At 37.7% G+C, this 16864-nt stretch carries 11 protein-coding genes, 1 tRNA gene and 1 other annotated feature (1 of these 13 cut by a window edge); of the genes, 1 reads left to right on the plus strand and 11 read right to left on the minus strand.

The genetic code is table 11. From position 1 onward, the window contains the following. Positions 1-413: 413 nt before the first annotated feature. The 8 genes from PKC96_04965 to PKC96_05000 form a co-directional block, all read right to left on the minus strand. A complete protein-coding gene (locus tag PKC96_04965) occupies positions 414-1868 on the minus strand; it encodes a M6 family metalloprotease domain-containing protein (GenBank protein HMM00675.1) in 1455 nt (484 codons plus the stop codon). Between the two features lie 152 nt (positions 1869-2020). Continuing rightward, positions 2021-4522: an ATP-binding cassette domain-containing protein gene (locus PKC96_04970; GenBank protein HMM00676.1), complete on the minus strand. Its 2502-nt coding sequence runs from the start codon at positions 4520-4522 to the stop codon at positions 2021-2023. Further along, positions 4522-5082, minus strand: coding sequence for a hypothetical protein (locus PKC96_04975; protein ID HMM00677.1), 561 nt, complete (start codon positions 5080-5082; stop codon positions 4522-4524). The genes PKC96_04970 and PKC96_04975 overlap by 1 nt, the downstream gene beginning before the upstream one ends. Before the next feature lie 67 nt (positions 5083-5149). Next, on the minus strand, positions 5150-5605 hold the full coding sequence (locus PKC96_04980) for a hypothetical protein (protein HMM00678.1): 456 nt from the start codon (positions 5603-5605) through the stop codon (positions 5150-5152). A gap of 833 nt (positions 5606-6438) precedes the next feature. Then, positions 6439-6888 (minus strand): hypothetical protein, encoded by a 450-nt coding sequence (locus tag PKC96_04985; GenBank protein HMM00679.1) that lies wholly within the window; start codon positions 6886-6888, stop codon positions 6439-6441. Positions 6889-7390: 502 nt separating this feature from the next. Further along, positions 7391-7467, minus strand: a tRNA-Arg gene (locus tag PKC96_04990). Positions 7468-7515: 48 nt separating this feature from the next. After that, positions 7516-9276, minus strand: a complete 1761-nt coding sequence (gene uvrC, locus PKC96_04995) for an excinuclease ABC subunit UvrC (GenBank protein HMM00680.1) — start codon at positions 9274-9276, stop codon at positions 7516-7518. Then, positions 9273-11579 (minus strand): endonuclease MutS2, encoded by a 2307-nt coding sequence (locus tag PKC96_05000; protein ID HMM00681.1) that lies wholly within the window; start codon positions 11577-11579, stop codon positions 9273-9275. Before PKC96_05000 ends, uvrC begins: the two co-directional genes overlap by 4 nt. A 31-nt stretch (positions 11580-11610) precedes the next feature. Here PKC96_05000 and PKC96_05005 point away from each other — a divergent pair, with 31 nt between their 5' ends. Next, complete coding sequence (locus PKC96_05005; GenBank protein HMM00682.1) at positions 11611-12552, plus strand: ribonuclease HIII; 942 nt, start codon at positions 11611-11613, stop codon at positions 12550-12552. Here the strand turns inward: PKC96_05005 and PKC96_05010 are convergent. The 3 genes from PKC96_05010 to ileS are packed head-to-tail and all read right to left on the minus strand — an operon-like array spanning position 12549 to position 16705. Next, positions 12549-13475: an RluA family pseudouridine synthase gene (locus PKC96_05010; protein ID HMM00683.1), complete on the minus strand. Its 927-nt coding sequence runs from the start codon at positions 13473-13475 to the stop codon at positions 12549-12551. The genes PKC96_05005 and PKC96_05010 overlap by 4 nt on opposite strands. Beyond that, positions 13468-13986: a signal peptidase II gene (gene lspA / locus PKC96_05015; GenBank protein HMM00684.1), complete on the minus strand. Its 519-nt coding sequence runs from the start codon at positions 13984-13986 to the stop codon at positions 13468-13470. The genes PKC96_05010 and lspA overlap by 8 nt, the downstream gene beginning before the upstream one ends. Further along, a complete protein-coding gene (gene ileS, locus PKC96_05020) occupies positions 13976-16705 on the minus strand; it encodes an isoleucine--tRNA ligase (protein HMM00685.1) in 2730 nt (909 codons plus the stop codon). The genes lspA and ileS overlap by 11 nt, the downstream gene beginning before the upstream one ends. A 32-nt stretch (positions 16706-16737) precedes the next feature. Next, positions 16738-16864: a binding site (T-box leader), on the minus strand (it continues 74 nt past the right edge of the window).

Here is a 16864-nt window from a genome sequence, read left to right on the forward strand (position 1 = left end):
TTTACGATAGTCCGATTTCAAGCGTCAAAATTATTAATTGTTTAATAAATTATGACCAATACAGCTAACAGATTATTCGTTGCCTATATATAAACTAATACTTGAGTCCGATTGTTTTTTCCCATCGCTCGGCGGCCGGTAGCTGAAATGTTCATAAATCCTTCAATATCTCCATTTTGTTTATTAATTTAAGTTAAGGCGAAATGCTAAATTTGTCTTTTAATAGCACTTCTTTAGTCCGGTATATGCTACCACAATTTAGATTAGTTGTCGAAAAAAATTAATACTTTTATAAAAGAATTAAAAGTTGATTGCTATTCAATACTGAAGTCAGGTAAAGAACAAGCAATCAACTTAAACGGATTATTATGGATTGAATTAACGCATAAGAGCGAATAATTCGCAATTAATTATTATAAATACTCAACATGTAAATCGGCACTGGAAGAATCTTTGCTCTCTAATGTAATCTTGACATTAATCGGCGATTTAGTGCTCGGATTCCAGCGGTACGCCGATAGATCAAACGTTCCCTCGGTAAGGAAGTCCGAGTAGCTGATGTAAGATGTGTCTCCGGGAATACTATCATTAAAGTCATTCTCGAGAATTTCGACGATAAAGTTGCTCGTTCCCTGATTATTGTACATAAAGAATTGCCAAACATTCGGTTTAGACGATAAGGCAGCATTAATCTTGTAGACCACCACTCCGGGCTGACTGCGATATATTGGGTTATTGGAACGATGGCCTTGATATAGACCATCAGGAGTATAATACATAACCAGCAAGTATTCATCAAACGCATCACCATCATCAAGATTAGCCGAACCTCGAGGAATAAGTAAGACACTGTTCTCGCCATCGGTATCGAGCGAATAACTATCAAGAGTTACATCATATTGGTAACCTTTTTGAGCCACTAATGGACGATTCCATCCCCACATCAGCTTATTAAAAGGACCATGATCAGCGCAGTTATAATCCATCATATCCCAACCGCCGACCGGTCCGACATTGTAGGAGCTAGAATATAAATCGGGCATTCCTAATAGATGGCCAAATTCATGAATGTAGGTCTCGGCATTTACAGTAGTAGGAATGCCGAGTGAATCTTTCATAAACGCATAACTGGCCCACATATAATGACCGAATTCTACGCCATCAATCGTCGGATAAGCCGGAGTAAAAAAGTTAGAATGATAGACAAAGGCCCACCAAATATTGTTGTCCTCGCGATGAGCATACTGAACCGAATAGATAAAGGCTATACTATCAATGTAACCGTCGTCATTGTTATCATATTGGCTAAAATCAATCGTCTCATCAAGACTATCCAAAGCCTCGGCAATCATGTCCTCGTAGCCATTGAGAATACTATCGTAATAACTATAATTGCCAACTGTAGTGTACTTTGGGGCAATATCAAAATGAAGATTCAGTTTGCCATAACTTGATTTATTGTAGAAGCTTGACACCGATTCCCATCCTGTTTCTTCACTGCTTCCATTAAAGACTAAATTCAATTTTTCGTCATAACCAGTTTCAAATGGAGTGCCGTTAACTTCGACTGGAACCACGAGCATATTGACATCACCAATGGATGGCAAACCCGATTTTCCAAAGGCCTCAACTTGATATTCATTAATCGTTTTCGTGTCCGAAAGCGTATTAAGAATGCCGACTGGCAGCGGCTCTGAACTTGGTTCTTCGCTTGTCGTACTAGTAATTTCACTTGAGGTTGTAGATACTGATTCCGTGTTAGAAACCGATGGATCGCTCGTAACCGATGCGCTATTTGAATTTCCGGTTCCGGAACAGCCACTGGCCATTAATGCTACTAGCACTAATAAGTATTTTTTACTTTTCATAAAATTTCTCCCGTTTTTATTTTTAATATATATACCATATTTAAAAAGCCTTTTTTTATGTTAGCGTTTACAATGCGCTTGTAGAAAGTATTTTTATTTTTAAAAATAAAAAAAATAATGGCTAAATTTATAGCGATTTTTTAAATAAACGATTAAAACATCCGCAGAGCGACGGCAATATCAATTTTCTTGATTTTGAAGAAAGCCGTTAAGGTTGTAAGCAAAGAGATGCCCACGATAAGCAAAACAATAAAAAAATATATGGCGATATTAGCCGAAAACAAGGCATAGTTGATGTTAAAGACACTTGGGCTCATCATTACCAAATTAAAGAAGTGCAATCCGATTTGTGCCAAAATTAGCCCGAGAAGACTAGCTATCAAGGCTACATAAGTATTCAACAGAATAAAAATGCTATAGATTCGCCTATTGGATATTCCTAAAGATTTTAATATAGACATTTCCCTATACTTTTCTTTTACATTGGTTCCACAAGATATAATAAGGTATAAAATAGTAATCAATAATAGGGCTACTTCAACCGCAATTAGTACCATAAAGAAATCACTATTGACCATTATGTTAATTGATAAAACCGGTTCCACAATTTTAAGAGCAAAAAACATTTTTTCTTTAAGCATACTTTGAATCTGTGTTTTAGTTATATTAGCGCCTATAACATACCCAGATAAATACTTGTTGCGTTTTTCATTTAATTGATTATAAAAGCTTGAATCAACATAAATTCCGCTACTGTTATCATCCGTTATTCCCGTTATTACTAACTCCGGCTGAATATCGTATAAATTTATAACTGATTGATATAGTACAAAATTAGGACTGGCATTTAAATCTTTAAATTGCACAGTCTGGCCAACAACATTGTCTAAATCGTCGATATAATTTTGATTATCAAGGAGAAAATTACTAGAGACAACGACCTCGTTAATTGCAGTTGGTTTATGACCTTTTATTAAGTTGTTGTTATTGTAATTGGCATATTTTACTGCCGCTTCAGCGTAGGCTTTTGTATTAAATCCACTGATAAAAAAATTGCTAGCAGGAAGATTGTTTGTTGCCGTACGCTTTAGATTATCGAGTGTGGCTTGTGAGATAAAAGCGACACCATATTTTGTATAAAATAAATCTTCATTTTCATTTTCAAAGTTCGAGTTATTTTGAAGAGCCTCAACATCGGCTACTGGGTAATCAATATCAATAATATCGCCCAATGCTAAAACGGCATCACCATAAAAGCCATCGCTATTAAAGGATATATTTACAATTTCACTGTCCATAAAGTAGTGAACAAATGAAGTGACTGATATGCTGTTTTCGGAAGGAACAGCTACTTCTTTTCCATAAAACGCAACCGGTTGATCAATGATAGCCACGATTAAATTTAAATTATGAATGTCGGAGTTGGAGAATATATAACTCAGTGGTTCAATATCGGCATTAAGTAGACTGTTATATATTTTTTCGCCTGTAAACGAAGTTTTAATCTCGTTGGTCGGCGCATTAGTTTCTAATCGATAAACGCGGGAAAAATTTACATCATTGTTATTTAGCGCATTAAATATTGCTTGCGATTGATCAAATGCGATAACACTGCTTGTTGTAAAAACCAGGATAATATTAATTATCAGTAATATGATGGAAATGATGTTACGACCGATTTTATTTTTTAGCAAAAATAATGAGTACATAAAAATATGTCGGTTTTTAAACATAGTTGCCTTATTCCCATTGTTTAAAGTAAAAGTATCATTATTTTTACCGGTTAAAATTTGAATTTTTATCTTTGAATTCCGATATACTTGATATATGTCATACAAGACGCTCAAGTAATTTTCTTTTGAAGCTATAAAACTCTTTTTCTGATTATCACACGTACAGGCGATAACAAAGTTATCATTTTGCTGTTTATAACGAATAATGTCTAAAATCAAATCAAAAGCAGAAAATCCCTTTTGAGGAAAATCAATCTCATAGTCTTTAACGGAGAGATCCACTGCGTGATCGATTCTACCCGACTTAAGAAAAATTATTTGATCGCCATAAAAATAAGCGCTTGATAAATCATGGCTAGCAACGATAACGGTTTTTGAAATTGAAATTTCCTTTAAAAGCGTAAATATAATGGTTGAATTTTCCGCATCTAAACTACCTGTAGGCTCATCGAGAAGAATTATATCTCCGCCTTTTGCTAAAGCTCTACCGATGGCTAATCGCTGTTTTTCGCCTCCCGATAAAAACTTTGTCGGCGTATTTATTTTATTTTCTAGTCGTATTTTCTTTATAATTTTCATTACTAAAGCATCGTCATCACATACTATCTTCAAATTATCAATGACACTGAAATCATCCAGTAAATTAAATTCTTGAAAAACGAGCGATATCGTATCCTTTAACCGTTTCCGGGTATAATTATCATTATCGTAATCAATTATTTCATTAGAAATCATTACTTGCCCGGAAGTCGGTTTTTGGAGTAAACCGATAATACTTAGCAAAGTAGTCTTACCACTACCGCTTTCTCCGGATAGAAAGATGAGCCTTTTATCGGGAATCGATATCGATACATTTGAAAGAGCATTAAAAACAAGATTGCCATTTTGAAATGATTTGGTCAAATGAGAAATTTCAATCATTATTGTGCGCCCAAATATGTTTTTACCAATGTGCTGTAGGTTATAAAGTTTTCAGCTAAAATTGAAATTGACTCATCCGATCCAGTTACATTCGAATAAGAGTATCTTTGTTCAGCTGCTATATGATTATTGCCATTATTATAGAAAGCGACAGTATTGGAATTAATTGATTTATAATTGGGCAGTATATTTTCAAATTGACTCCCAGCAATAACCGATAAATCAGTATCAAAATAGGAAAAGAATATGTAGCCAAAAACATTGGTTTTTAACACTTTATCATATACATCATTTAATAAATCGACAGTAATGTATTCCTTTTGCGTTTTTACATCAAAATATACACCGACACACGCATAATCATTATTGATGTCATCAGCCGAATTAAATGCATCATAGTTCTTTAGTTTTGATAATTCCTTACTTCTATCTTTAAAAGTGTAAAAAAAGGAATTCGTGCCATTTATGAAACTTATTGATTCAGAGAGTCGAGATGGACTACAAGAGGTGACAAACAAAGATAGTATGATAGAAAGGACACATATTTTAATTTTTCGCATAGATTTAATCTCCTAAAAAAGTTTAAGCAAAAATGTAAAACTAATACTATCGCCACGTAATCAAAAACTATAGTTCTATTTCATAGGAGTGAGTTTTCAAACCGAAATACTCATTGCCAAAATATTTGACTTCGTGATTAATAGAAATGCTCGGCATTGGTAAAGAAGCAGGTCCAATAAATGTAAAAAATCCATAGTAATCAGATGAGTAACGAGAATAATTGTTTTTACCTGAAACGGAATAATCGGTCTCATAGTATCCCAGAGCCACATTTGTTTTGCTTGATAGTTCAAGCTGACTTATCGTAAAATCGACAGAAGCCGAAATTGTAAAGCCTTGAGTCCCATAACCAACACCAATAGTACCTGAAGTCGATGATGCTGTATTCTTTGGTGCCCATGTGCCGATTGAATATCCATTTGAAACTTGAACATTGGTATTAACACCTCTAACATACCAATCATCACTACGGCTGCCTATACCCAAAAACCCCCAATTTCGTGAATGACTAATTGGTGACATAACGACTCTATATGCAATGGCGTATACTCCAAAATAATTAATATTTTTCAATAAAACTTGTTGCATATCAGTTGATACTGGCTTTTACCGCCATCAAGTTTTAGTTAGGAAGATTTAACAAATGATTGCGATCGGTATGGCTACCAGTCTGATGAAATTGAAAAACCATATGCATCGCATTCAGCAGCAAAAAGTGAACCACCGAGATTCCGTACATTTTCAAGTTCATTAGCATAATTTGGTGAAACAAAGCCTTGATCTTTCACCATATCTTGCCGAAATGCATAACTAGAGTTCGTAACAACGAGTGTAGCAAGAATAAAAACAAAAAAAGTTTTTCATATAGCCCCCTTTTTTTATATGCTAACTATTCGCACATAAAATGTCAATAATTCTAAGACGCCGAACACATATTATTTAAGCCATAACTTTTTGTATTGTACTCGAATCTGTAGAGAAATTTTAAACAGCCAAAAGATTTATAGTTAGTTTAAACTTTTTTTATAAGTTTATTATAAATTTATCGTTTTAGAATTAAAAATGTATACTTTTTCCTTTTTCGTATAATAAGACAATCAAAACACTGGAATTGGTGCCTTTGTATAATACTTATAATTCGGGTTTTCGTCATAGGCATGATTTGTCCCACAATAGATTTCGATTATATCAACGAACCATAGATTATAAATCTCATTCTGATATCCATCAGAATTAGTAATGTCACCATAAATAGTGAGACAGCAGTGTATACTAAACCCCTAGAAGTTCGCAAAAAAATGTGTTGTCTAAAAGGAATAACCTATATGGGACGAAAACGATAGGTAATACGAATATTAATTTTGTGACTGGTTTGACGTTTTGATCGGTTCGATTCTTACTATTGGTTTAGCCACTAAAAGTATGGCAAATATGAGACCGTAAATGTTTCCAAAAATGACTATACCCGCCATTATTCCAGGAAGAAAACTAGTTGATATAGTAAATAAGTCTGTTCCAAGAGATAAAATCCCAAACGAAAACCCTATGAATTGCAATACACATACACAAAGACCAATTATTCCCCAAGTGTTTATTCGATATTTCCTGTTCCGACAATATGCTGTGCCTACAATCATATTAAATGGAATCAGTGGCAATAAAATGAGTAATCCCACTATTCCATTTGTACCGATATTATCCGAGCTTTTTATATCAATGACATCGATTAAAAACAATAGTGAAAGCACGCCTAAACAAATCGAAGTTACTATAAAAATGATTCCAACTAAACGCGTTCTTTTCATAAACTATCCCCCTCCAGTTTAGAGACCTCGCTTATTTCGCTATATGTCAATTCAATCCCTAAGTAGATGTAATAATATTTAAGCTTTCCAGAAGATTGTAGAATGACGGCATATTTATTTAATATCCCACCATTTGACAAGACAAATTTAGTCATTTTGTCAAATTAAGTTGTTATAGGCATTACCTCGTCATTGCTGGTGCTTGTCATAGAATTTATAATGGAAATGGTCTTTAAATCATTGACAGGAATATTTGTAATATATTCATTTGATATCGCAATTGTTTGGGAAGTATTGCCAAACTTAACGGTGAAACTATTTGAGGATGTATATTTATTGATTCATCATTAATACTTTCGATTATTTTAAAAGAGCTTCTATTCATTACATCTCAAGTTGACCCATCATACAAAACAATGTTATCTGCAAAGACACGATGATATACATGAGGATTCTTTAGAGCAGGAACGAAAATTAATGGAAGCCTAGTTCATTTTACAAATGGTGTCCCCGAGGCGACTCGAACGCCTGACCCACAGCTTAGAAGGCTGTTGCTCTATCCAGCTGAGCTACGGGGACAACGCCATATAATAATAATGTTAAATTAGACTTTTTACAACCTATAAATCAGTTCTTATCATGAATTTTTTTAAAAAGCGCGCTTGCCACTTTCTCTGGTAAAAGCTGAGTTAACTCCGTAATTGAAGCATTCCGTAAATCATCCAAACTTGGATAGTTTTTCCTTAGGGTCTCTTGGCGATGCTTTCCTAGACCATCAATTCCATCAAAAATGGAGACAAATAGCGATTTGCTTCGTGTAGAGCGATGAAAAGTGATTGCGTAACGATGAACTTCATCTTGCATTCTCATCAATAAGAAAAAGAGCGGGGAGCGAATATCAATTGGATGAACTTCGCCATTTTGATCCATTAAACCTCTGGTCTGATGATGCTCATTCTTATATAAACCAGCGATGTTTATATTTGCCTCAATGCGCATCAAAGCTTTTTTGGCGGCGTTAATTTGAATAATTCCTCCATCGACAATAATTAAATCTGGAAGCGGAAGTTTTTCATCAACTAGGCGCCGATAACGCCTAAAAACCACTTCTTCCATACTAGCTGCATCATCGCCTCCATGCTGTTCTTCCAAATGAAATTTACGGTACATCTTCTTCACTGGCTCACCATTTATGTAACAAACCATTGCGCCGACTGGAGAACTGCCTTGCAAATGGGCATTATCAAAAAGTTCAATTCGGTAAGGTGTTTTAATAGACAGCAATTGGCCCAGTTGTTCAAGTAGAAAACGATTGTCATCATTTAAACGTGCAGTTAAAAAATGCTCATCCAAACCATGGCTAGCATTTAATTGAACCATTTCAATTATCTGCATTTTCTCTCCCCTTTGGGGTACGAGAATATTTACTTCCATTAAATCACGAAGAGAGTTAGCAACCTCACGATCACGAAGCACTATCTCTTTTGGCAAGTCATGGTGATCATAGTATTGGGCTATAAGATCCACCATTTGCTCTAAAGGATCATCAAACTGCTCTAGCGCATAAAACTCTTTTCCTAAGAGTAGCCCGCGCCGAAAAACCATAACCGCCATACCTAAGTAACCATCGCGACTAGCAAAAGCAAACGCATCGCGAGCCACCTTATCCTTACTTTCCACAATCTGCTTGGCGGTAACGTGTTCAATAGCATCCAGCATCTCTTTATAGTCTTTTGCCATTTCGTAATTTAAATTAGCACTTGCATCCAGCATCTTTTTAGTTATCTCTTTTTTTATATCATCGTCATATCCCTTTAAAAATCGCTCAATTTTATTTACTAATTTTAGGTAATCTTCATCGCTGATTTTATTAATGCAGGGGGCAAGACATTGTCCTAAGTGATAGTATAAGCAGGGAACTGAAGGCATCACTTTGCATTTTCTTAGCGGGAAAATTTTATTGAGCAAATCAATGACTTGATAGGCACTACTAGCATTAGGGTAAGGACCGAAGTAAATAAAATTCTTATCCTTTGTGTTACGGGCAATTTTTAAAATCGGATCCGTATTTTTGCGTAGAGCAATGTAGGGATAGTGGGAATTATCCTTTAGCAAGATGTTGTAGCGCGGATAGTGCTTTTTAATTAGATTCATCTCAAGGATTAAAGCTTCCTTTTCACTAGGTGTCATAATCGTGTCAAAGTGATCAACGTGAAAAACCATCGCGGCCACTTTACCATTTTGCGGCCGTAAAAAATATTGGGAAACGCGTTTTTTTAAATTTTTGGCTTTCCCCACATATATTATTTTCTCGTCTATATCCTTCATCAGATAGACACCGGGACTATCGGGTAAAAGGCTAATTTCCTTTTTTAAACGTAAATTCATTTTAAAGTTACCATCGTTGCCCCCAGGCCACCTTCGCCAGGACCACCCAATCGAAATTCTTTGATCCAGGATTGGTTTTTAAGATACTCGTGAACCGCCCGTCTTAAAGCGCCACTACCATCGCCATGAATTATTCTAACCTCTTTATAATGCTTGACTCGGCAGCCATCAAGAAAGCGAGAAACTTCAGCAAGCGCTTCGTCTACATGAAACCCAATCACATTACACTCTAATCCCACCTTACCTTGGACAATTACCGAGTCATGGTTTGTCACCGGGTTATTTTTCTTCTTCTTTGGAACTTCAGCATGGACCAATTTATCGACATCGGCGGATATCGATAGTCCGTTAATCGCGCGGATTCGAGCATGATTGCCTTGTATCCGCGTAACGCGTCCAAGAATTCCTAACCCGGTAACCAAAACAAAGTCATTTTCATGAATTATATCTTTGCTCTTAAAATCGGGCTCGGCATCTAACAAATCGGTTAATTCTTTTTTGGCGGCAATAACCTCATGAGGTTTTTTAGCTTCTTCCAAGGTTGCTAAAATTGCATTGGCTTTCTTCAATGCTTCATCAATTAACATTGCTTTTTCATCGTTAACATCTTCGAGAAAATTCTTTTTACGTCGGTTCAATTCTTCTTTTTCTGATTCGATTTGTTGTTCAATTAGACCAATATCTTTAAGTTTCTTATCTAAAATGGTCTGCTTTTGTAAAACATCGCGGCTGCTTTGCTCGAGATTGCGAATCGTAAGCGCAATATCGGAAGTGCCCTGAGTATTAAGAATTGATTTCGCTGTATCAATAATTTTAGCGTTAAGGCCCAAGCGTTTTGCGACCATCACTCCATAGGAAGAACCCGGCACACCTAAAGACATGCGATACGTCGGCTCCAATTTATGCTCGTCGAAAATCATCGAAGCGTTTATCAAGCCTTCAGTATTAATTGCCATAATTTTTAAGCCACTATAATGAGAACTTATCATTGCAAAAACATTTTTTTCAAGTAAAAACTTTACCACTGCTTCTGCAAGAGCCGCCCCTTCGTCTGGGTCAGTTCCCGTTCCTAACTCATCGATTAAAATTAAATCATTGCTTTTAGCTTCGCTGGTTATGCTGACTAAATTAGCAATATGTCCCGAGAAGGTTGATAAGTTATCGGAAATTGATTGCGAATCACCAATATCAACATAAATATTTTTGATAAAGCAAATATTCGCTCCTTCGTCAGCCGGAATGGCTAAGCCGGCATGATGCATTAATATAAGCAAGCCGACGGTTTTTAAAGCAACGGTTTTACCTCCAGCGTTTGGTCCACTAATTATTACAATCCGTTCCTCCATAGTAAAGGAAAAATCATTTGCAACAACTTTATTTTGATCAAGCAAGGGATGACGAGCAGATTTAATTTTAATTGTTGATTTAGTATTAACATCAGCAATTGTCGCATTGATTTCTAAAGCGTACTTGGCTTTGGCGGAATAAAAATCGATGAGTCCAATCAACTTGTTATTTGCCAATAAATGATCTTCTTCGCTAATAATAAGCATCGTCAAAGCCCGAAGAATTCTTCTTATTTCCTCAAGTTCATTGTTTTTTAAAGCCACCATTTCATTATTTAAAACGACAATTTCATTAGGTTCGATAAAAGTTGTTTGTCCACTGTCGGATATGTCATGAATTATGCCACTGACTTTATTTTTATCACTTGTTCTAACCGGCAGTACATAATGGCCATCGCGAATCGTCAAAAGATTGTCAGAAAGAAAACTTGAGTAAAGGCCCGCCAGGCGGTTGACTTTTTCATTGATCTTCTGCTCTTGTCGGCGCATACGCTGACGAATTGATTTCAAGGTAGCTGAGGCTTCATCATATATTGTTAAATTGGGAGCAATAACCCGATGTATTTCCTTCTGCAAGGGAGTTAAATCAAAGAAGTCAGTCACTATTTCTTTTAAAAATGGATAGTCGCGATCTAATTTGCCAAAAAACCGTTTTATATCATTACTCTGTCCAATATCTGTGGCTACGTGGTCAATATCAAGGGGAGTAAGAATGCCCCCTTTTTTGCCGTTAGTAATAATTGGGAAAAGATCAAATGATGAATTGAGTGGCCATGAAGAAAACCGCACCAAGGTTTCAATCATTTCTTTGAGGGTAGCTAAAGCATCTTGAAGTTCCTCGCGATGAGAAAACATCGCTAAGTGCTCAATATAATCTTTGGCCACCTCGGAGTGGGTATATTGTTTGATAGCCGCTTGTATGCGACCGAATTCCAGAGTTTCACTCGTTGTTTTCATAAATTCCTCTTTTTCAAACATATTATAGGGCATGAGAACTATTTATGCTAAAATTATTAGCATGGACACAGCATCTATTAAACTCGATAAAGAACAGATAAAGCGACTAATCGGCTTTTTTGATAACTATAAAGTGGCGGTTGATGGTGAATATGTTTTCTTTAAAGCGATATATGAACAGACGATAATTCGCGTTTACGCCAATACCCATCACGACTATCAAAAAGTAACTTTCAGCGGTCCTAGTGCCTTGAAGTTAGCTACAAAGTTCGATGCTAATTATCAGCCGACAACTAAACCGCTCGTTAAGGAATCAGCCGCGGGTTTTTTGACTTTTGATCCGCAAATTGGCAGTGACGAAGTTGGATTTGGCGACTTTTTCGGTCCGATCGTCGTTACAGGCGCTTATGTATCAGAATCGGATATGGATAGTATTTCGACTTTTAAAATCGATGACTCTAAGAAAATGAACGATAAGTATATTATGGAAATTGGTCCATTAATTGAGCACAAATATGATCATGTCTCGTTTGTAATTAATAACGACAAACTGAATGAGTTGTTTGCGAAGGGATATAATCTGAATAAAATTAAAGCTATGCTCCATAATCGCGCCTTAAGAATTTTGGCCGGTAGACATCCGGACTATAAAACGGCCTATATCGATCAATTCTGCTCACTAAAATCATACCTCGAATATATTGAAGAACCCATTATTGAACGCGTGGTCCTTCGCACCAAAGCGGAAAGTTTATTTCCCTCCGTGGCCTTGGCCAGTGTTATCGCCCGTTATACATTTTTGAAAGAAATGGCCAAACTCGGAAAGATTTACCATACGACATTTCCCTTAGGCGCATCGACTAAAGTTGATGCCTTTGCAAAAGATTTCATTCAAAAACATGGTCGTCAAACAATGAGCCATGTCTGCAAGACAAAATTTCGTAATTGGAAAGATTTAGGCGAAAATAATTAATTCTCCTGGTTGCGAAGCCCGTTTAGCACATCTTCAAAATGCTTTGGAAACGGAGCCTCGACTGTGATTTCTTTATTTGTCCTAGGATGGACAAAGGTCAAACGAAAAGCATGAAGAAGCTGCCCGTTTTGATATAGCAAGTGATTGTTGCGCCCGTAAATGGGATCGCCCTCAATCGGATGGCCGATATAGTCCATATGAACGCGGATTTGATGAGTGCGGCCAGTTAAAAGCCGACAACTGATTAAGGTATATTGATTAAAGCGCTCCTCGACATGAAAAAGCGTCGTTGCTTCTTTGCCGTCAATCAGATCAACCGCCATCTTAAAGCGGTCTTTTTTATCGCGTCCGACGGGTGCGATTATCTTGCCATCATCTTCGCTGATAACTCCGTCTACGAGGGCAAAATATTCCCGATGCATCGAATGATCCGCCAACTGTTTAGATATTCCTTCATGTGCAAAATCGTTTTTGCATACAAGCAATAGACCCGATGTATCCTTATCGATACGATGAACGATACCCGGTCGCTTAACTCCATTTATTCCGCTCAGGTTTTTGACCGAATAGAGCAACGCATTGACAAGCGTTCCAGAGTAATGCCCATTCGCGGGATGAACAACCATACCCGCCGGCTTATTGACCACGAGCAAATCGGCATCTTCATAAACGATATCAAGCGGAATATCTTCCGGCTCAATCGCCATCGGGGCAAGCGGACGTTCATTAACGACGATCTCATCTTCGATTTCAACGCGGTAAGCGGGTTTAAAGTTCAATTCACCGTTGATGGTGACATACCCTTCTTTGATCAAATGCATAGCAAAAGTACGTGAATGTTCCTCGAGCAGTGTTCCCAGCGCCTTATCAAGCCGTTCTCCGACAAGCGTCTCATCAATTGTGAAAATCCGATCTTCACTCATGCTTATTTACCTCATCAATTGAGGATGGTACCTTTTCCTTATTAAAAGCCACTAAAAGGGCAAGCCCAATAAAACCGATTACCAGGGTCATATCCGCGACGTTAAAAACCGGAAAGTAGTAGTTTCCAAACACAAATGAAAGAAAATCGATCACTCCCTCTTTATAGAAAGCGCGATCAATAAAATTGCCGAGCGTTCCCCCGACGATAAAAGCGATATCCAATTTCATTAAATTGGTTAGTACCTTGTCTTTTTTAATGCGATAGAAAACGAAGGCGACTCCGATAATAAGACTAAAAAAAGCCAATATGATTGTATTTCCACTTAATATCGACCAAGCCGCGCCGGTATTTCTCTGATAATCAAAATAGAAAAAACCATTGATGATCGGTTGCATGTTGGGTTTAAGCGAAACTACAATCCATTTGGTAGCCTGATCAAGAGCAATAATAACTAACATTACCCAGTAGTATCCCTTAAAAAGGGAAGCAAATCTTTGTTTAATCGACATGTTCATCTCCTATTGCTTCCGCGCAGCGGTGGCATAAATGCGTGCCATCTTCTAACGTAACCGTTTCATCATGGTAGTTCCAGCAGCGATCGCATTTGGTTCCCGAATGACGAACGACATTAATTCCCGTGCCTGCAAATTTGACCTCGCTGACGATAAATAGCCGGGCGAGTTCATCTTTATCCATTCCGCGTAATGAAGAGGGCACAAGTTTTTCATTCACTTCAATTAGTGCCTCCTGAGCACTTCCGATCAGACCGGCCTTGCGCGCTTCTTCCAGGGACTTTAACACCGATTCACGGAAATTTAAAAATTCCCCATATTGCTTAAGCAGCGCCTGATCAAAAATCTTCGGCTTGGGCATGTCTTCCAGCTGAAGAGCAAACTTTTTGTCCGTCTTTGGAAAGGCACGATAAACTTCTTCCATCGTAAAAGTAAGTATAGGTTCATATAAACGCATTAAGCGATCACTGACGGCATATAAGACATGTTCGACTCCCAAACGCCGTGGGGAATACTTACTTTCGCAGTAAAGAATATCCTTGGCAAAGTCGAGGTAAAAGCTACTCAAATCAGCACTGATAAAAGTAGCCAGCGCACTTGTCACCGATGCAAAATCTAAATTATCATAAGCTTCAAGTACATTATTAGTCAACGCGTCAAGGCGCGATAATAGGAACTTATCAACGATTTCAGTCGGAACAAAGTCTTGAATAGATTGAATATATTTCTCATCATCAAGCGCAGGCAAATTTCCGAGTAAAAAGCGGAAGGTATTGCGAATCTTACGATAGCTTTCGCTCATCTGTTGGATAATGCTCTCGCTTAGTCGTGAGTCGGCGTGATAATCGACATTAGCCGCCCATAGACGAAGTAAATCCGCTCCATATATATTGGCAATTTTGTTGGGATCGATGCCATTGCCCTTGGACTTAGACATTTTTTCCCAATTCTCGTCCATGACAAAACCATGACTCGCCACCATTTTATATGGTGCTTTTCCTGTAGTCGCTACCGAAATGATGAGTGAGGAATTAAACCATCCCCGATATTGGTCGCTGCCCTCGATGTAAAGGTCGGCTGGAAACTTCATTCCCCGTTGCAAAAGTACTCCGCTAAATGAGGAACCCGAATCGAACCATACGTCCATAATATCCTTTTCTTTGCTATATACTCCGTTTGGACTATGAGAATTTGTGTAGCCTTCAGGAAGCAAGTCTTCCGCACTGCGTTCAAACCAAACATTGCTTCCATATTGGCGGACAAGTTTGATGACATTGTCAAAAATGTCTTTATCAATAAGCGGGGTTCCGTCTTCGGCATAAATAATCGGAATGGGAACACCCCAAGCTCTTTGCCGCGAAATACACCAATCACCCCGGTCTTTTATCATATTATGCATCCGGGTTTTTCCCCATTCGGGATTCCATTTTACTTCATCCACCGCCTTTAAAAGCTGATCGCGAATTTTATCAATTGAGCAAAACCACTGGGGAGTAGCTCGAAAAATAAGCGGTTTGCCCGTCCGCCAGTCATGCGGATAACTATGATTAATGATTGTATCGGCTAAAAGTGCATCTTCTTCGCGTAGCCAAGCGAGAACTAGATCATTCGCATTCTCATAAAAAACGCCCTTTAATCTCTCTCCTGCTTCTTCCGTCATAAATCCTCGGCTGTCAACTGGACATAGGATTGGTAAATGATACTTCTGACCAACAATAAAATCGTCTTCGCCATGTCCAGGAGCCGTATGAACTTGGCCCGTGCCCGCATCATCAGTCACATGTTCACCATTAATAATTAATGAGTCGCGATGATATAGAGGATGCTCAGCCACTAGCCCATCCATATCCTTTCCTTTAATGACTTTAATCAACTGGGCCTTCTTAATGCCCGTTTCTTTCATAAACGACGACAAAAGTGAAGTAAGAACGATAAGTTTACCTTTTTCTGTTTCATATAGTCCGTACTCAAAATCAGGATGAACGCTGATGGCTAAATTGGCGGGTAATGTCCAGGGGGTTGTCGTCCAAATGACAAAATAGGCATCATTTGGTAAAACCGTTCCCCCGTCTTTTACCTTAAAACGCACATAGATGGCGTGAGAATCGACATTTTTATATTCAATTTCGGCTTCTGCTAAAGCCGATTCGCTGCTCGGTGACCAGTAAACTGGCTTTAAACCTTTAAAAATTAATCCCTCTAAAGCCATCGTTTTAAAGACATTAAGTTGGTTGGCTTCATACTCCTTATCCAAGGTTAAATAGGGGTGGTCATAATCGCCAATAACTCCTAACCGTCGAACTTGTTCACGTTGGATATTGACCTGCTTTAAAGCATAGTCATGACATTTATTGCGAAACTCATTTATAGGAGTTGTTTTGCGATTAATACCATTTTTTGTAACTTGATTTTCAATTGGTAATCCATGTGTATCCCAGCCAAAAACAAAAGGTGTGTAATACCCGGACATATTTTTATAGCGAACAACAAAATCCTTTAAAATATGATTGAGCGTATGTCCGCAATGGATGCTGTTGTTAGCATAAGGAGGCCCGTCATGAAGTTGATATTCTTCACAGCCAAGACGATTTTCCAGCATTTTGGCGTATAGATTTCCCTCGCGCCAATCAGCGACAAAAACCGGCTCCTTTTGCGCTAAGTTTCCCCGCATTTCAAAATTGGTTTTTGGCATCAGTAATGTTTTCTTTAAATCCATTGTTTTTCTCCTTTAAATAAAAAAAAGCATCCTCTAAGGACGCAGTCGCGCGGTACCACCTTATTTCCAAGATAAACTTGGCGCTCGAGCGGATAACGGCCGCACCGGGAAAATCTAAAAAAATCAATTTTCCACTCCGAAGTGATACCACCATTTTGT

This window comes from Bacilli bacterium, from assembly GCA_035326105.1.
GTDB lineage: Bacteria > Bacillota_I > Bacilli_A > RFN20 > CAG-826 > UBA7706.